The organism is Mycobacterium sp. 1465703.0 (assembly GCF_001672975.1).
GTDB lineage: Bacteria > Actinomycetota > Actinomycetes > Mycobacteriales > Mycobacteriaceae > Mycobacterium.
This window is the reverse complement of sequence record NZ_LZKU01000124.1, coordinates 1-18,075: the sequence shown is the minus strand read 5'-3', so window position 1 is coordinate 18,075 and position 18,075 is coordinate 1. Positions and strand designations below refer to the sequence as shown.

Annotated in this window: 16 protein-coding genes; 9 read left to right on the top strand and 7 right to left on the bottom strand. The window is 64.5% G+C overall.

The features are described from left to right. Positions 1-35: 35 nt before the first annotated feature. The 6 genes from gyrA to dnaA form a co-directional block, all read right to left on the bottom strand. Entirely contained in the window at positions 36-2,555 is a 2,520-nt protein-coding gene (gene gyrA, locus A5625_RS10655; protein ID WP_066992679.1) for a DNA gyrase subunit A, read from the bottom strand. A gap of 41 nt (positions 2,556-2,596) precedes the next feature. Further along, positions 2,597-4,630, bottom strand: coding sequence for a DNA topoisomerase (ATP-hydrolyzing) subunit B (gene gyrB, locus A5625_RS10650; RefSeq protein WP_066992676.1), 2,034 nt, complete (start codon positions 4,628-4,630; stop codon positions 2,597-2,599). A gap of 257 nt (positions 4,631-4,887) precedes the next feature. After that, entirely contained in the window at positions 4,888-5,439 is a 552-nt protein-coding gene (locus tag A5625_RS10645; protein WP_066992672.1) for a DUF721 family protein, read from the bottom strand. After that, positions 5,436-6,593, bottom strand: coding sequence for a DNA replication/repair protein RecF (recF, locus tag A5625_RS10640; protein ID WP_066992669.1), 1,158 nt, complete (start codon positions 6,591-6,593; stop codon positions 5,436-5,438). Before recF ends, A5625_RS10645 begins: the two co-directional genes overlap by 4 nt. Next, complete coding sequence (dnaN, locus tag A5625_RS10635) at positions 6,594-7,793, bottom strand: DNA polymerase III subunit beta (protein WP_066992666.1); 1,200 nt, start codon at positions 7,791-7,793, stop codon at positions 6,594-6,596. Positions 7,794-8,332: 539 nt separating this feature from the next. Next, entirely contained in the window at positions 8,333-9,868 is a 1,536-nt protein-coding gene (dnaA, locus tag A5625_RS10630) for a chromosomal replication initiator protein DnaA (RefSeq protein WP_066992664.1), read from the bottom strand. 597 nt (positions 9,869-10,465) lie between these two features. Between dnaA and rpmH the strand changes: the two genes are divergently transcribed. The 9 genes from rpmH to A5625_RS10595 all read left to right on the top strand — a co-directional run bounded on the left by rpmH (position 10,466) and on the right by A5625_RS10595 (position 16,946). Then, complete coding sequence (gene rpmH / locus A5625_RS28300; protein WP_082971338.1) at positions 10,466-10,609, top strand: 50S ribosomal protein L34; 144 nt, start codon at positions 10,466-10,468, stop codon at positions 10,607-10,609. A 23-nt stretch (positions 10,610-10,632) separates the two neighbouring features. Continuing rightward, the gene (gene rnpA / locus A5625_RS10625; protein WP_066992662.1) at positions 10,633-10,992 is read left to right on the top strand and encodes a ribonuclease P protein component; all 360 of its coding nucleotides are present in this window, start codon (positions 10,633-10,635) and stop codon (positions 10,990-10,992) included. A 44-nt stretch (positions 10,993-11,036) separates the two neighbouring features. Beyond that, entirely contained in the window at positions 11,037-11,336 is a 300-nt protein-coding gene (gene yidD, locus A5625_RS28295) for a membrane protein insertion efficiency factor YidD (protein WP_156748121.1), read from the top strand. After that, entirely contained in the window at positions 11,320-12,414 is a 1,095-nt protein-coding gene (gene yidC, locus A5625_RS10620; RefSeq protein ID WP_156748119.1) for a membrane protein insertase YidC, read from the top strand. Before yidD ends, yidC begins: the two co-directional genes overlap by 17 nt. A gap of 83 nt (positions 12,415-12,497) precedes the next feature. Next, the gene (locus A5625_RS10615) at positions 12,498-13,067 is read left to right on the top strand and encodes a R3H domain-containing nucleic acid-binding protein (protein ID WP_066992656.1); all 570 of its coding nucleotides are present in this window, start codon (positions 12,498-12,500) and stop codon (positions 13,065-13,067) included. Between the two features lie 77 nt (positions 13,068-13,144). Next, on the top strand, positions 13,145-13,885 hold the full coding sequence (rsmG, locus tag A5625_RS10610; protein WP_066992653.1) for a 16S rRNA (guanine(527)-N(7))-methyltransferase RsmG: 741 nt from the start codon (positions 13,145-13,147) through the stop codon (positions 13,883-13,885). Further along, positions 13,882-14,907, top strand: coding sequence for a ParA family protein (locus A5625_RS10605; RefSeq protein ID WP_232003586.1), 1,026 nt, complete (start codon positions 13,882-13,884; stop codon positions 14,905-14,907). The genes rsmG and A5625_RS10605 overlap by 4 nt, the downstream gene beginning before the upstream one ends. Before the next feature lie 17 nt (positions 14,908-14,924). Beyond that, positions 14,925-15,911 (top strand): ParB/RepB/Spo0J family partition protein, encoded by a 987-nt coding sequence (locus A5625_RS10600; RefSeq protein ID WP_066992651.1) that lies wholly within the window; start codon positions 14,925-14,927, stop codon positions 15,909-15,911. Between the two features lie 267 nt (positions 15,912-16,178). Next, positions 16,179-16,946: an acetyltransferase gene (locus A5625_RS10595; RefSeq protein ID WP_156748117.1), complete on the top strand. Its 768-nt coding sequence runs from the start codon at positions 16,179-16,181 to the stop codon at positions 16,944-16,946. 9 nt (positions 16,947-16,955) lie between these two features. Here A5625_RS10595 and A5625_RS10590 read toward each other — a convergent pair. After that, on the bottom strand, positions 16,956-18,075 hold a 1,120-nt coding region (locus A5625_RS10590), incomplete at its 5' end, for an N-acetylmuramoyl-L-alanine amidase (RefSeq protein ID WP_066992645.1).

The window sequence follows — 18,075 nt, the reverse complement described above, 5'->3', positions numbered from 1 at the left end:
TCCTGGTCGGGCTGAGTCTAGTGGCTGGGTAGCGACTAGCTGTCCGACTGCGCGGCACCGCCGCTTTCCTCGACGACTTCGTCCGCGTTTTCTTCAGCGTTGCGAGCAATGGCCAACAGCGTGTTTTCCTCACCCAGGTTCATCAGACGCACGCCCTTGGTCTGCCGTCCCGCCTTGCGGACCTGGCCCGCCGCGGTGCGGATGACGCCGCCTCCCGAGGTGATTGCGTACAGCTCGCTGTCCTCATCGACGATCAACGCACCAACCAGCCTGCCACGCCGACGGTCATACATCACCGTCAGTACCCCCTTGCCGCCGCGGCCCTGCACCGGATACTCCTCGATCGCGGTGCGCTTGGCGTACCCGCCCGACGTCGCCACCAGCAGGTAGGTGCCCTCGCGGACCACGTTGAGCGACAACAGGTAGTCATCGGCGTTGAACCGCATGCCCTGCACACCGGAGGTGGCGCGGCCCATCGGCCGCAGCGCCTCGTCGGTCGCCGAGAACCTGATGGACTGGCCGTTCGCCGAGACCAACAACAGGTCCTCATCGGCCGAGCACAGCACCGCACCGACCAGCTCGTCGCCGTCGCGCAGGTTGATCGCCACGATTCCGCCCGAGCGGTTGGAGTCGAAGTCGGTCAGCTTGGTTTTCTTGACCAGTCCGTTGCGGGTGGCCAGCACCAGGTACGGGGCATCCTCGTAGCTGCGGATCTGGATCACCTGGGCGATACGTTCCTCGGGTTGGAACGCCAGCAGGTTGGCGACGTGCTGACCGCGCGCAGTCCTCGACGCCTCCGGCAGCTCATAGGCCTTGGCGCGGTACACCCGGCCCTGCGTGGTGAAGAACAGGATCCAGTCGTGCGTGGAGGACACGAAGAAGTGCCGCACTATGTCGTCCTGCTTGAGGCCGGCGCCCTGCACGCCTTTGCCGCCGCGCTTCTGGCTGCGGTACAGGTCGGTCTTGGTGCGTTTGGCGTAGCCGGTCTCGGTGATGGTGACCACCACGTCCTCGCGAGCGATCAGGTCCTCATCGTTGACCTCACCGTCGGCGGCGATGATCCGGGTACGACGCTCGTCGCCGTGCTTGTCGACGATCTCGGCGAGCTCGTCGTGCACGATCCGGCGCTGCCGCTCGGGCTTGGCCAGGATGTCTTCCAGGTCGGCGATCTCGGCCTCGATCTTGGCCAGGTCATCGACGATGCGCTGGCGTTCCAGGGCGGCCAGCCGGCGCAACTGCATGTCCAGGATCGCCTGGGCCTGGATCTCATCGATATCCAGCAGTTCGATCAGCCCGGCCCGGGCGATCTCGACGGTGTCCGAGGCACGGATCAAGGCGATGACCTCGTCGAGCGCGTCGAGTGCTTTGACCAGACCGCGCAAGATGTGCGCGCGTTCGTTGGCCTTGCGCAGCCGGTAGGTGGTGCGCCGGACGATGACGTCGAGTTGATGCGCGACGTAGTAGCGGATCATCTGGTCGAGTCGCAGCGTGCGTGGCACCCCGTCGACGATCGACAACATGTTGGCGCCGAAGCTGGTCTGCAGCTGGGTGTGCTTGTAGAGGTTGTTCAGCACCACCTTGGCCACGGCGTCGCGCTTGATCTCCACCACGATGCGCAAACCGACGCGATCGCTGGACTGGTCTTCGATGTTGGAGATGCCGGCCAGCTTGCCGTCGCGAACCTGCTCGGCGATCGAGGTGATGAAGTTGTCGTGGTTCACCTGATACGGCAGCTCGGTGATCACCAGCGAGGTGCGGCCGCGTGAATCTTCTTCTACCTCAACGACTCCGCGCATCCGGATGGAGCCGCGGCCGGTGGTGTAGGCGTCGTGAATGCCTTGCGATCCGACGATCAGACCATAGGTGGGGAAGTCCGGGCCCTTGACCCGCTCACACACCGCGGCCAGCGTGGCCTCTTCGTCGGCCTCGTGATTGTCCAGGCACCAGTAGACGGCCTCGGCCAATTCGCGCAGGTTGTGCGGTGGGATGTTGGTCGCCATCCCGACCGCGATGCCGCCGGAGCCGTTGGCCAGCAGGTTGGGGAACCGGCTGGGCAGTACGGTCGGCTCCTGCACGCGGCCGTCATAGTTGGGGATGAAATCGACTGTCTCCTCGTCGATTTCACGCAACATCTCCATCGCGAGCGGAGTCAGCCGTGCCTCGGTGTACCGCATGGCGGCCGGCGGGTCGTTACCGGGGGAGCCGAAGTTGCCCTGCCCGTCGACCAACGGATAGCGCAGCGACCACGGCTGGGCCATCCGGACCAGGGTGTCGTAAATCGAGGCGTCGCCGTGCGGGTGGTAGTTACCCATCGTCTCGGCCACCGACCGCGCCGACTTGGCGTGACTGCGGTCCGGGCGGAAGCCGGAGTCATACATCGCATAGAGCACCCGGCGGTGCACCGGCTTAAGACCGTCGCGAACCTCGGGCAGCGCGCGGCCGACGATGACGCTCATCGCGTAATCGATGTAGCTGCGCTGCATCTCCTGCTGAATGTCAACCGGTTGGATCCGGTCGACGGAGTCGTCGCCTGGTGGCAGCGTGGTGTCAGTCATGTATTCCTCGTTGGTTGTTCAACGGTGGCCGGTCTGATCGCTCAGACGTCTAGGAAGCGAACGTCCTTGGCATTACGGGTGATAAAGCTGCGGCGCGCATCGACGTCCTCGCCCATCAGGATGGAGAACAGCTCGTCGGCGGCGGCGGCGTCGTCCAGGGTGACTTGGCGCAGCACGCGGACGGTGGGATCCATCGTGGTTTCCCACAATTCCTTGGCGTCCATCTCGCCGAGACCCTTGTAACGCTGGATACCGTCGTCTTTGTTGATCTTCTTGCCCGCCTTCTGGCCGGCCTCCAGCAAGCCGTCGCGCTCGCGATCGGAGTAGGCGAATTCGGGATCGCTGCGTTGCCACTTCAGCTTGTACAGCGGCGGCTGTGCCAAAAACACGTGCCCATGCTCGATCAGCGGTCGCATGAAGCGGAACAGCAGCGTCAACAACAACGTCGAGATGTGTTGGCCGTCGACGTCGGCGTCGGCCATCAGCACGATCTTGTGGTAGCGCAACTTGGCGATGTCGAACTCGTCGTGGATACCGGTGCCCAGCGCGGTGATGATCGCCTGGACTTCGGTGTTCTTCAAAACCCGGTCGATGCGGGCTTTTTCGACGTTGATGATCTTTCCGCGCAACGGAAGGATCGCCTGAAACATCGAGTCGCGGCCGCTCTTGGCCGAACCGCCGGCCGAGTCACCCTCCACCACATACAGTTCGGACTTGCGCGGATCGGTCGAACGGCAGTCGGCCAGCTTGCCGGGCAGCCCGCCCAGATCGGTGGCGCTCTTGCGGCGCACCAGTTCACGCGCCTTGCGGGCGGCGATGCGGGCCTGCGCCGACGACACCGCCTTGTTCACCACAACCTTCGCGTCGGCCGGATTGGCTTCGAACCAGTGCGTGAGTTGTTCGTTGCAGACTTTCTGGACGAACGATTTGACTTCGGTGTTGCCCAGCTTGGTTTTGGTCTGGCCCTCGAACTGCGGTTCGCTGACCTTGACCGAGATCACCGCGGCCAGGCCCTCACGGATGTCGTCGCCGGTGAGGTTCGGGTCTTTGTCCTTCAGCAGCTTCTTGTCTTTGGCGTACTTGTTGACCACCGTCGTCAGCGCGCTGCGGAACCCTTCTTCGTGGGTCCCACCCTCGTGGGTGTTGATGGTGTTGGCGAAGGTGTGCACGGATTCGGAGTAGCCGCCGTTCCACTGCATCGCGATTTCGACCTCGTGGCCGGGACCTTTCCCGTCGAAGTCGATGATGCTCTGCTGGATCGGGCTTTTGGTGCGGTTGATGTGCTTGACGAAGTCGACGAGCCCACCGGGGTAGTGGAAGGTGCGGTGCTTGACCTTATGCGGCGCAGTGGATTCCGCCGCCTTTTCCTGTGCCGTCTTGGGTGCGTCGGCGGTGTCGCTGACCACTTCGTCGACGACCTCTTCGTTACTAACCCGTTCGTCGGTGAGGTTGATCGTCAACCCCTTGTTGAGGAATGCCATTTCCTGTAACCGGCGGGCCACCGTCTCGAAGTCGTATTCGGTGGTCTCGAAGATGTCCGGATCGGCCCAGAACCTGATCGTGGTGCCCGTGCGCTTGGTTGCCTCACCTTGTTTTAGGGTTCCGGGCACGGCACGGTCGTAATACTGCGACCATTCGTGGCCGTCGCGGGCGATGTCCACCTCGAGGCGGGTCGAGAGCGCGTTGACCACCGACACACCGACGCCGTGCAGACCACCACTGACGTTGTAACCACTGTTCTCGCCGCCGAATTTTCCACCGGCGTGCAATTGCGTCATGACGACGTCGACGGTGGGGGCGCCGGTGGCGTGCATGGCCACTGGAATACCGCGCCCGTTGTCGGACACTTCGACACTGCCGTCATCGAGAATGCGGACGTCGACCTTATCGGCGTACCCGGCCATCGCCTCGTCGACCGAGTTGTCCACCACCTCCCAGATGAGGTGGTGCAGACCACGCTCACCGGTGGACCCGATGTACATACCGGGGCGTTTGCGGACGGCCTCGAGGCCTTCGAGCACGGTGATCGCTGAAGCGCCGTAATCGCTTTGCGCCTTCTTCTTCTGGGCAGCCACGGTCGGAATGCTCTCCTTGGGGTTTCATGCGGGCGGTTCCAGTCACCGCAACAGTCGCATGCTGCCAGTCTAGCGTGATCAGCCGCCAGGACCGATTTTCTGGCCGCGTTTCTACCCAGCTCACCGCGCCGTGCGCACGATTTCTTTATTCTGGCCGCGTCCCGACGTGCGTGGAGGGGGTCCGCGTCGTTCTGGCCGATTTCAGCGGCCTGTGGACGAACCCGCGGGTGGGGATCCGCGGACCGGAATCGAACCCCCTAACCGTACGTGTCGCGCGGGCCTCTTCCAGCGATATGACGCGGCCCTTTGCGCCAGGACGGGGCGGTAGGGCCGGTGATTTTCAGCGACGTCACCACACCGTTGCCCACCGCGGCGGCGATCTTGGCCAACAGCTGCGACTGCATCATCCGCAATTGGGTGGCCCACGCCGTCGATTCGGCGGCCACGCTCAGCACACCGTCGTGCAGGGTGGTCGGAACGGCATGGTCGGCGATCTGGTGGCCCACCACGGCCGGCCAATTGCCCAGCACCATGCCCTCGGCGACTTGGGCCGACCATCCGCGTTTCTTCGCCAGATCGCGCGCCAGCCTGCCCAGCGGTTGGGGATCTCGAACGTCGGGCCCGGGCCCCGACCAGCTGCGCCGCTGACCTGCCACCCGGCGCGGGGCGGGGGGCACCGCGCGACCGCGACCTGCGTCTTTTCCCTGTGCCCGGGCCGCTGCCCGCGCCTCCTCGAGGGTGCGCCTGACCAGATCGATGCCGCTCAGCGCGTTCGATGGCTCGCCCGGACCCGGACCCTCGCCGGTCATAAGTGCATCTCCGATACCCGGCCCGAGTCGCTGTCACGTAAGTCGACGTACACCTGCCGAGCCTCCCAGTCCGCCGGGATGTCTTCGAGCACCGCTGCGGTCACCAGCACCTGTTCGGCCGATTCAGCCACCGTGGCTAGCGCGCGGCGCCGGGCGGTATCGAGTTCGGCGAACACATCGTCGAGTAACAACACGGGTTCACTTTCCTCGGCGCGCAGCAGTTCATACGCGGCCAGCCGCAGTGACAATGCGAACGACCACGATTCGCCATGGCTGGCAAAGCCTTTCGCGGGCTGGTCGCCGAGCCACAATTCCAGGTCGTCGCGATGCGGTCCGACCAGGCACATGCCGCGCTCCAGTTCAGCATCGCGCCGTGCCGACAGTGCAGCCAACAGGGCCGCCTCCAGGAACTCGCGGTCCCCACCGGCAATATCGGCCGCGGCCTCGGCGCCCAGGCTCGATCGATAACTGATGGACGCGGCCCGTGATCCCGGGGCCAACAGCTGATAGGCCTTCTCCACCTCCGGTGCCAACTGGTTGACCAAATCGATCCGGGCGGCCATCATCTGAGCGCCGTGTTCGGCGAGGCGACTGTCCCACACGTCTAGAGTGTCCAGCGCGCTCCGGTCGCCGCGGTACCGCGCTCCGGTCAGCGATTTCAACAGCGCGGTCCGCTGCCGCAGAACTTTTTCGTAGTCACCGCGCACCGCGGCCACTGCCGGGCGGCGCACCGTCGCCAGATCGTCGAGGTAACGCCGCCGGTCGGACGGATCACCCCGGACCAAAGACAAGTCTTCGGGTGCGAACAGCACCGCGCGCAAAACGCCGATCACTTCGCGCGTGCTACGCACCGGTGAGCGATTCAGCCGCGCCTTGTTCGCCCGGCCGGCCGCGATCTCCAGATCGACCGCGCATTCCCTGCCCTCGTTGACCACGATCGTGGACACCACCGCGCGCTCGGCGCCGGCCCGAATCAGCGGCGCATCCGTGCCCACCCGATGTGAGCCCAGCGTGCTCGAATACCACACAGCCTCAAGAAGATTCGTCTTCCCGAACCCATTCGAACCGATGAAGACCGTCCGACCAGGCTGCAATTCGAGGTCGGCGTGTGCCCAGGACCGGAAGTCGCGCAGTCCCAAATGCCGGACGTACACCTAGCCAGGCAACCGGACAGGCATCAACAGGTAGACGTAATCGGTCGGGAGGGCGCTGTAGGGCCCCGTGCCGGTCGGGTGGCTGTCGTCATCCAATGCCGGACGCAACAGCGCCGGCTTACCCGGAGTCGTGAAACCGAACGACACCCGCTCGGAATGCACCGATCCCAATCCGTCGGTCAGATACGTCGGGTTGAAGGCGATGGTCAGCGGCTCGCCGACAAAATCGACCGCCAGGTCTTCTTCGGCCCGGCCAACGTCGTCGGCGCCAGCGGACAGTCGCAATGATCCTTCGCGGAATTCCATCCGCACCTGCGCACCCCGGTCGGCTACCAACGCCACCAGCTTGATGGCCTCGGTCAACTCCGCGACGTTGATGGTGGCGACGGCCGTGTGCTCGGCCGGCAGCAGCTGACGAAACTTCGGGAATTCCGCATCAAGCAGCCGGGTGGTGCTGCGCTTGCCATTACCGCTGATGCCGAGCAACCCGTCTTTTCCGACGCCGGCACCCGCACCCAATGACAACCGAACCTCGGAACCATCGGCGCCGGTGCGGGCGGCTTCGGCCAGCGTCTTGGCCGGCACCAGGACCGCCGCCTCGATGTCGGGTGACGCCGCCGACCAGGTCAGCTCGCGAACCGCCAAGCGGAATCTGTCAGTAGCGGCCAAAACCACCGTGTCGCCCGAAATCTCAACCCTGATCCCGGTCAACATCGGCAACGTGTCGTCACGCCCGGCCGCGATGGCAACCTGACTGATCGCCTCGGCGAACAGGTCCGCGGGCAACGTCCCGGTCTCTTCCGGCAGTGCCGGCAGCGTCGGGTAATCCTCAACCGCCATTGTCGGCAATGAAAACCTGGCATTTCCGCAGTTCAGCGCCACCCGGTTCCCGTCGACGTAAAAGTCGATCGGCTTGTTCGGCAGTGCCCGCACGATGTCGGACAACAACCGGCCCGATACCAAAACGCTTCCAGGAGAAGCTATTTCGGCTGCAACCTGCGCTTCGGCGGAAACCTCGTAATCGAATCCGGAGATCGTCAGGCCCTCATCGGTTCCGGACAGCAGCACACCGGACAGCACCGGCACCGCGGGTCTGGACGGCAAGTTCTTCGCCACCCACGACACCGCGTCGGCGAAAGACTCCCGCACCAAACGAAATTTCAAGTCGCTGAGGCCAGCCGTTGTCGTCGCCGCGTCCATAGCGTCCCTTCACCTACTCAGCGTTTTTGCATTCATTGGCTAGCCTCCCCCCGCTAGCACGGGGCTCCGCCACGAACGCCGATGACACCCCGATGCGCCAGCGACGACCGTAACGGCAGTCGAAGAACAACCGTAGATCCTCCGACGCCATCTTGAAAGCTAATCGCAAAGCCCGACAACCCGAGCTGACCACGGCTTGAAGGACCGGTGTGCACCGTGCGTCCCCAAGCCTGTGTTTCAAAGAAGAACCGATGAAGATATCTCAGTACCAGTATTAAGGCCTGTGCATTCTGGGGACAGCGCGGTCCCGGCGCAGCTAGGGCCGCGATCGGGTTGTGCATCGCGGCGTGGACGCCTGTGGGTGATGTGTTGGGCGGATGGGGACGAACCGCGGTTGTGCACTCAAGGCTCGGTACTACACCAGCGTTTAATTGCGTTGTGCACAGGCCTGCGCACATGTCGGGGGTGTGGCGGGTGTGACAGACGAGGGTGAAGTTCCTCGAAAAAAATTACTGGCGCCTGCACCGAAAGCGCGGAAATCAGCGCTTGGAGCGCTGGCGGATGCGAGTGGTGAGCTCTTTGACGTGATCAAAAACCTCACGCCGCTCGGCCATCTCGGACAAAATCTTGCGCTGCGCGTACATGACCGTGGTGTGGTCGCGGCCGAAGGCCTGCCCGATCTTGGGCAGTGAGAGATCGGTGAGCTCGCGGCACAGATACATGGCGATCTGGCGTGACTGGGCCAGGGCTCGGGTCTTGCCCGGCCCGCGGAGTTCTTCGACGGTGGTGTCGAAGTATTCGGCGGTGGCCGCCATGATGGTGGCCGCACTGATCTGCATGGTGCTGGCATCGGCGATCAAATCGCGGAGCACGATCTCGGCCAGCGACTTGTCGATCGGAGTTTTGTTCAACGAAGCGAACGCGGTCACCCGGATCAGGGCGCCTTCGAGCTCGCGAATGTTGCGTTCGATGCTGCTGGCGATGAGTTCCAGCACATCGTCTGGCACCGCCAGCCGCTCCATCTGAGCTTTCTTTCGCAAGATTGCGATGCGGGTTTCCAGCTCCGGGGGCTGCACGTCGGTGATCAAGCCCCACTCGAATCGTGTTCTGAGCCGGTCTTCCAGGGTGGCCAGCTGTTTGGGCGGCCGGTCCGAGGAGATGACGATCTGCTTGTTGGCGTTATGCAGCGTGTTGAAGGTGTGGAAGAACTCTTCCTGGATACCTTCCTTGCCTTCGATGAACTGGATGTCATCGACCAGCAGCACGTCGACATCGCGATAGCTGCGCTTGAACGCGACCTTGCGGTCGTCGCGAAGCGAGTTGATGAAGTCGTTGGTGAATTCCTCGGTGGACACGTATTTGACCCGCATCCCCGGGAAGAGTCGTTGCGCGTAATTGCCGGCGGCGTGCAACAGGTGAGTCTTGCCGAGACCGGACTCGCCCCAGATGAACAACGGGTTGTACGCCCGGGCCGGCGCTTCGGCGATCGCCAGGGCGGCGGCGTGGGCGAACCGATTGGAGGCGCCGATGACAAAAGTGTCGAAGGTGTAGCGGCGGTTGAGGCTCGTTCCGGCGGCGACGGCCGGATCGATGGCGTGCGGCCGCTCGGTGAAGTAGTTCGGCCAGCCCGGCTGGTTGTCGCTGACGGTGTCGCTGTTTTCGAAAGCTTCCTCGGTGTCGACACTCGGTTCGCCGGTGCGGCCGGACGGGTCGAAGTCGGGGAATGGTTCGGCCGCGGGAATGAGGGCGTCGTCGACATCGTCGGGTGGGGGAGCGATGCGCACGCCCAGCTGGATCTGCTGTCCAAGCCGGCGGCTGAGGGCATCGGTGATAGGAGCCCGCAGATGTCGTTCGATCTCGTTCTGCACGAAACTGCTCGGCACCGACAGCAGAGCAAACCCCTCGACGATGGTCAGCGGGCGGACCAAATTGAGCCAGGCCCTTTGCTGCGGGGTGAGGGGAGTGACGAGAGTCGTGCGATTGGCGGCCAGGCCGTCAGCGGTGGGCTCACCATTGAGCTCGGAAACGACCGCATTCCACACTGTCGTGAAACTGGAACCGGGGTCATCGGTCAACGACGCATCTCCCTGGTTCTCGAACGTCCTGACCCGCGTTACACACGCTTGGCGACAAAGCAGCTGTCCACATAGTTATGCACAGGTGTGGACAGGATGATCGTAGTCGAGCCACAACCTACCGGCGACGGCTCGCGATCTCCGCGCTGGAAGAAAACCTCGGAAGGTTGTCTAGGCAGCTAGTCGATCTACCATCCTCGCTTCGTTGTCGAACGCTGCTTCAGTCTAAAACGACTTCGCAGAAGCTAACAGTTTTCCGTTCGGCTGCCAACCGTTCTGCTGCATTCCAATCGGGTCGTTTAGGGTACATGGGGCCTGCTTCGGCTCGTTATGGTAGCCACGTCTGTGGCGGGCGTGGCCGAAACGGAAATCTTTCCAGCGGCTCTGTGCGGCTTCGTTGTGGGAAGCCAGGTTTGACCAGGCGAAGCCTCGTCAGTACCCTCAAACAGTCGCCCGAAAGTCGGCGATACGGCTGCGACCCGAACCACTTGGGGACCGCGCCGGCCAGCAGCACCAAGACCACCTCCGGTCGAACCGCAGATGAGCCCGAAGCGAAACGTCTGAGCGACCGGATGGCAACACAACGAGGAGAACGTCGTGGCCAAGGGCAAGCGGACCTTCCAGCCGAATAACCGGCGCCGAGCCCGCGTGCACGGCTTCCGCCTGCGGATGCGTACTCGCGCCGGACGCGCGATCGTGTCCGATCGGCGCCGCAAAGGTCGCCGCGCGCTATCTGCCTGATCGCAACGTCAGGTCTTTGCGCGGTGCTTCCCGCACGCAACCGCATGACGCGGTCAATTGACTTTGACGCGACGGTGAAGCACGGAATTCGTATGGCACAGCCCAATGTCGTCGTTCACCTCCGCCGGGGGGAGGACCACGATCCTGACCGCGCGCCGCAGGTCGGGCTGGTGGTCGGCAAGCCGGTCGGATCCGCCGTGGAACGCCACCGAGTCGCCCGCCGGCTGCGACATGTGGCCCGCACTCTGCTCAGCGAGCTCGGCCAATCCGATCAGTTGGTAATCCGTGCGCTGCCAAGCAGCCGGACGGCGTCGTCGGCGCGACTCGAACAGGAACTGCGCCGTTGTTTGCAACGTGTGTCGGCGGGACGGAGCAAGACGTGACCGCGGCGGCGCGAGTGCGCGGTTACCTGCGTAAGTCGGGACGGATGGCGGCGCGCGGACTGGTTTTTGTGATCCAGCTGTACCGGCATATGGTGTCGCCGCTGCGTCCGGCGACGTGTCGCTTCGTTCCCACGTGCAGCCAGTATGCGGTCGACGCGCTCAACGAGTACGGCTTGATTCGGGGGAGTTGGCTGGCGGCGGCCAGACTCGCCAAATGCGGACCATGGCATGAAGGTGGATGGGATCCGATACCGGACCGCCCCGGAAGCCAGCTGAATTGCCAAGATGCCAGCGAAGCTCGGGCTGTCCGGGCGACGCGAGGGGAGAGTGGATCTTTTGTTTGATTTCTTCAGCCTCGACTTCGTCTACTACCCGGTGTCGTGGATCATGTGGGTTTGGTACAAGTTGTTCGCCTCCATGCTGGGGCCGTCCAACTTCTTCGCCTGGGCGCTGTCGGTCATGTTCTTGGTCTTCAGCCTGCGGGCGCTGCTCTACAAGCCCTTCGTGCGACAGATCCGCACCACGCGCCAGATGCAGGAGTTGCAGCCGCAGATCAAGGCGCTGCAGAAGAAGTATGGCAAGGACCGCCAGCGCATGGCGCTCGAAATGCAGAAGTTGCAGCGCGAACACGGCTTCAACCCGATCCTCGGCTGCCTGCCGATGCTGGCACAGATCCCGGTGTTCATCGGGCTGTATCACGTGTTGCGCTCGTTCAACCGGACCACCGGGGGATTCGGCCAGCCGCACCTGTCGGTGGCCCAGAACCGCCTGACCGGAAACTACGTCTTCACCCCGACGGATGTCGGGCACTTCCTGGACGCCAATCTGTTCGGTGCACCGATCGGTGCCTTCATGACGCAGCGCACCGGATTGGACGCGTTCACGTTCTTCAGCCGGCCCGCCGTGGTGGCGGTGGGATTGCCGGTGATGATCCTGGCCGGGGTAGCAACCTACTTCAACAGCCGGGCGTCGGTGGCGCGGCAGAGTCCCGAAGCGGCGGCTAACCCGCAGACCGCGATGATGAACAAGCTTGCGCTGTATGTGTTCCCGCTCGGCGTGGTGGTCGGTGGGCCCTTCCTTCCGCTGGCCATCATCCTGTACTGGTTCGCCAACAACATCTGGACCTTCGGGCAGCAGCACTACGTCTTCGGGATGATCGAGAAAGAGGACGAGGCCAAGAAGCAGGAAGCGATCCAGCGCCGGGCGGCGAATGCGCCGGCGCCGGGAGCCAAGCCGAAGCGGAATCCGAAGGCAGCATCGCCGGGCGGAAACGGTTCGTCGACGGCCGACGGCGATGCCAGCGCGGCCGACTCCGCGCCGACGGATTCCGATCCGGTCGATGGTCAAGAGGCCGACGGCACCGTTGGACCGAGCAATCGGACACCGCGGCCCGGGGCTCGACCGAAAAAACGCAAACGCTGATACCGGGGGAATAGCTATCGGGGACCGCCCGGACAGGGCGACTCCAATTGGGCCGGGGCCCATGGGAATGAGGGAGAGAAGACATGACAGACGCCGACACCACCACCGAGCGCGACGTCGATAACGAACTCGACACGCAAGCGGCTGCCGAAGATGCCGCCGAAGGCGGCGCGGAAGGAAGCGACGATCTCGAGGAGCGGTTGGTCGCCGAGGGCGAAATAGCCGGCGACTACCTCGAAGAGTTGCTGGACCTCCTGGACTTCGACGGCGACATCGACTTGGACGTCGAAGGCAGCCGGGCTGTCGTGAGCATCGATGGCAGCGACGACTTGAACAAGTTGGTGGGCCGCGGCGGCGAGGTGCTCGACGCACTGCAGGAACTCACCCGGCTCGCGGTACACCAGAAGACGGGCGTGCGCAGCCGGCTGATGCTCGACATCGCCAGCTGGCGTCGGCGCCGGAGAGAAGAACTGGCCACGCTAGGCGACAAGGTCGCTCGGCGGGTGCTCGAATCCGGGGAGCGTGAAGAGCTGGCCCCGATGACGCCGTTCGAACGCAAGATTGTGCACGACGCGGTCGCGGCAGTCTCGGGAGTGCACAGCGAGAGCGAGGGCGTTGAGCCGTCGCGTCGCGTCGTCGTTCTGCGCGACTGACCGCGCAGAGTTACAGCCGTGTAGTTCCCTCCGTCCGCCGGCCTCCGAAGGTTGAAAGTGCACGCTCCAACTAGCGGATGTTTCACGTGAAACATGTCGGCCCCGTCGACTCCACGGGGGGCGCGGCGGGAGCGGCATCCGGACCCGGCGCCGCCCCGGATGCCGCCGCGGCGATCTTCGGCGGCCGGCTGCACATCGCGATCCGATATGCGGAACTTCTCGCCACCGCCGGGGTGGAACGTGGGCTCCTGGGCCCGCGGGAAGTGGACCGCATCTGGGATCGCCACCTACTCAATAGCGCGGCCGTCGCCGAGCTCCTCGAGAAGGAGGAGCACCTCATCGACATCGGCAGTGGCGCGGGCCTACCGGGGATACCGCTGGCGATCGCGCGCCCCGATCTCGAGGTGGTGTTGCTCGAACCGTTGTTGCGGCGCAGCGAATTTCTCACCGAGGTGATCGACGAACTAGGGTTGGCCGTCGAGGTGGCCCGTGGCCGTGCGGAGGAGCCGGGGGTGCGCGCCCGGTTCGGGGAGAGGGATGCTGCGGTGTCGCGAGCGGTTGCATCGTTGGACAAGCTGACCAAGTGGAGCATGCCGCTACTTCGGCATGGCGGGCGGATGCTTGCCATCAAGGGGGAGCGGGCGCGCGACGAAGTTGAACAGTACCGGCGTGTGATGGCAGCATCGGGCGCCGCTGATGTCAGGGTGGTGACATGTGGCGCGAACTATTTGCGACCGCCCGCAACAGTAGTTTCAGCGCGACGCGCAAAGCCGCCGCACCACAAGTCGGCGCGGACCGGGAAGGCCGGAACCCGATGACTACTTCAGGAGAATGGCCGGTGGCTTCGCAGGCGTCGGACGGTGGCGGCAATCCGGCACAGGCGGCACCTGGGCCGGTGGCGCCGGAGGCCGCGGCACCGGCAGTCGGCGCTGCCGCAGCGGCCGGGCCCACGACGGCGCCCAATGTTTCACGTGAAACAACGGACGAATTTGACACCCCGATCGGTGCGGCCGCCGAGCGCGCCACGCGGGTGCTGCACACCACCTACCCGCCATTGCGCCGGCCGTCTCGTCGACGAGTCTTCACCGTCGCGAACCAGAAGGGCGGCGTCGGCAAGACCACCACCGCGGTAAACCTTGCGGCGGCCCTCGCGCTGCAAGGACTCAAGACCCTCGTCATCGACCTCGACCCTCAGGGCAACGCGAGCACCGCGCTGGGTATCACCGACCGGCAATCGGGGACGCCGTCTTCCTATGAAGTCTTGCTCGGCGAGGTCTCCGTGCACGATGCGCTACGGCAGAGCCCGCACAATCAGCGCCTGTTCTGCGTGCCGGCCACGATCGATCTCGCCGGCGCCGAAATCGAATTGGTCAGCATGGTGGCGCGCGAGAACCGGTTGCGCACCGCGCTGGCCGACCTCGACAACCTCGACTTCGATTGCGTCTTCATCGACTGCCCTCCCTCGTTGGGACTGCTCACCATCAATGCGCTCGTCGCCGCACCGGAAGTGATGATTCCGATTCAGTGCGAGTACTACGCCCTCGAGGGCGTCTCGCAGCTGATGCGCAATATCGAAATGGTGAAGGCCCACCTCAATCCGCAGCTCGAGGTGAGCACCGTGGTGCTGACCATGTACGACGGCCGCACCAAACTCGCGGACCAGGTCGCCGAGGAGGTGCGGCGCTACTTCGGGAGCAAGGTATTGCGCACGGTGATCCCGCGCAGCGTCAAGGTCTCCGAAGCACCGGGCTACAGCATGACCATCATCGATTACGACCCCGGGTCACGCGGGGCGATGAGCTATCTCGACGCGAGCCGCGAACTCGCCGAGCGCGACTGACCACCGAAGGGACGACAATGACGCAGCCGTTACGCAAGAAGGGTGGCCTCGGCCGGGGCCTGGCTTCGCTTATTCCGACCGGCCCCGCGGAGGGCAACACCGGACCGGCGACGCTCGGGCCGCGGATGGGCGACGCCGCCGCCGACGTCTTAATCGGGGGACCGGCGCCGCAGGACACGTCGTCGGTGGGTGCGGTCTATCGCGAGATCGCCCCGGCTGACATCGAGCGCAATCCGCGTCAGCCCCGACAGGTCTTCGACGAAGAAGCGCTGTCCGAGCTGGTGCACTCCATCCGCGAGTTCGGCCTCTTGCAGCCGATCGTGGTGCGGGCGATAAAGGATTCGGCGAGCGGCGCGCGTTACCAGATCGTGATGGGGGAGCGGCGCTGGCGCGCGGCTCAAGAGGCCGGCCTGGCGACCATCCCCTCCATCGTGCGCGAGACCGGCGACGACGACCTACTGCGCGACGCCTTACTGGAGAACATTCACCGGGTCCAGCTGAACCCGTTGGAAGAGGCCGCCGCCTACCAACAGCTGCTCGACGAATTCGGCGTCACCCACGATGAACTCGCGGCGCGGATCGGCCGATCCCGGCCGCTGATCACCAACATGATCCGCTTGCTCAAGCTGCCCATCGCCGTGCAACGACGGGTGGCCGCGGGAGTGCTGTCCGCAGGCCACGCGCGGGCTCTGCTGTCGCTGGACGCCGGCCCCGAGGCGCAAGAGGAGCTGGCCACCCGGATCGTCGCCGAGGGATTGTCGGTGCGGGCCACCGAGGAGGCGGTCACGCTGGCCAATCGTGGGGGAGCGGCCACGCCGTCAGCCCCACGTCGTAAGCCGATTCAGATGCCCGGCCTGCAAGACGTTGCTGACCGACTCTCCACCGCCTTCGATACCCGGGTCACGGTGAGCTTGGGCAAACGCAAGGGCAAGATCGTGGTCGAATTCGGCTCGGTCGATGATCTGCAGCGGATCATCGAGGTAATGTCGCCGCCGAAGCCATGAACTCGGACACCGTGTAATTACGTCACTGTGACACCGGCGCCGGTTTTCCGGGAAATCAGCTTGTCTCCGGGACATCGACTCGACGAAACGGCATGCGCATCAACAACTTTCGACCATAGACGAGTCGCGGCGGCGGGGCGCCGAGAGTCCAGGCACATCAACCCTCCTCGACCAGGCGAAAGCTGGCCCGATCACGACCACCTCTCCTATTCTGGAGGGGTTGCCGGGGGCAGATGGCTGCAGTACCGCATAGGAGCCAGGAGGCAAGTGTCCGCTCGAATCATGCCGCTGCGGCTCGAGGCATTCGAGCAGCTTCCCAAGCACGCACGCCGCTGCGTCTTCTGGGAAGTCGATCCGGCGACCCTTGGCAATCAGGACCACCTCAGTGACCCCGAATTCGAAAAAGAAGCGTGGTTGTCGATGGTGATGCTGGAGTGGGGTTCATGCGGTCAGGTGGCGACCGCGATCCCGGACGAGCGGAGCCAAGCCGAACCGGCGTGCCTGGGCTATGTGTTCTACGCTCCGCCGCGGGCGGTGCCCAGGGCGCAGCGATTCCCTACCGGGCCGGTGTCCGCGGACGCGGTGCTGCTGACGTCGATGGGCATCGAACCCGGCCCCGCCGCAGAGGACCTTCCACACGGCTTGATCGCCCGGGTGATCGACGAACTGGTGCGACGCGGTGTGCGCGCACTCGAAGCGTTCGGTCGCACGCCGGCCGCCTCGGAATTGCAGGATCCGCGCACCGTCACCCCCGACGTCCGGCCGGTGCTCGAAGCCGTCGGCGATTGCTCGGTGGACCATTGCGTGATCGATGCGGAGTTCTTGCAAGACGCGGGTTTCGTTGTGGTGGCGCCACATACGTACTTTCCCCGGCTGCGGCTCGAGCTGGACAAGGGTCTCGGATGGAAGGCCGAAGTGGAGGCGGCCCTGGAGCGGCTGCTGGAGAGTGCGCATCTGGAGCAGCCGGTCGGCGCCGGGTCTACGGCGGGGAATGCGTTGAAAACGTTGAGAACTCGAACCAACCCGGTTGGCTAGAACGCTTAGTCAGGAACCGCCCAGTTGGCTGGTGCGTTCCACCGACAGTTCGTGAGCGAGCAACTCGGCGAAAGTGAATGTTCCCGTGGGCCGGTCGTTTTTGCCCAACAGGTAGAGCCGCTTGACCGCCGCGAGAATCCCTTCGGCGATGGCGTCGCGGGTCTGCGTGGAGACCAGCATCGAGCGATCACGTGGGTTGGTGATGTAGCCGACATCGACCTGTACGGTCGGCATCCGGGTCAGACGCAGCAGATCCCAGGTGCGGCCGTGCGTGCGGCAGTCGCGTAAACCGGTGCGGGCCACCACTTCTCGCTGGATGAAGTCGGCGAGATTGCGCCCGATGGTGGAGACCGACCCGTGCGAGTTGCCGAAGTGAAAGGAAGCCACTCCGTTGGCCGCGGCGCTGATCTGACTTTCGCAGCGCAGACTGATCATCAGGTCGGCGCCGACGTTGTTGGCGGTGGCGGCGCGTTCGGCATCGAGTGGGCTGCGGTTGACCGGTCGCGACAGGAAGGTCTCCATGCCGATCGCGGCCATCCGTCCTTCGAGTCGGCTACCCAAGTCCCACAAAACATCTGCTTCGCTGACCGGTCCGGATGGGCCGTGCATGATGACGCCGTGGTCGGCTCCGCCGCGGCCCGGATCGATGATGATCCGCTTGCCCGACAATTTCGGTCCGGATGAACGGACCAGCTCTTCTTCGCGAAGCGCGTGCGGAGATCCGCCGGTGACTCGTGAACTCAGAAAATGAAAGGAGCGCAACGTTTCCGGACCGCAGATACCGTCGGCCGAAAGCCCGTACTCGCGCTGGTACGACATCAACGCGTTGTGGGTTTGCAATCCGAAGTATCCGTCGACCAGGCCGGTGTAGAACCCGAGATCCTGCAGCCGCGCCTGCAAGGTGGCCACGTCGTCGCCGAAGAGCGGGGCACCGAATTGGTGATACAGCGTGCGGGCACCGAGCCGGTAGGACGCCTCCTTGAGTGCTCGGTAGGTGGCCTCGCCAACGATGCCGTCGACCAACAGACCGCGATGCTGTTGAAAGGCGCGGACGGCCTGGTCGAGTTCGGTATCGAAGAGTTCGAGGGCCACGTGCCGGCCGGTGTCGAGATCTTCGTCAGAGCTGGTC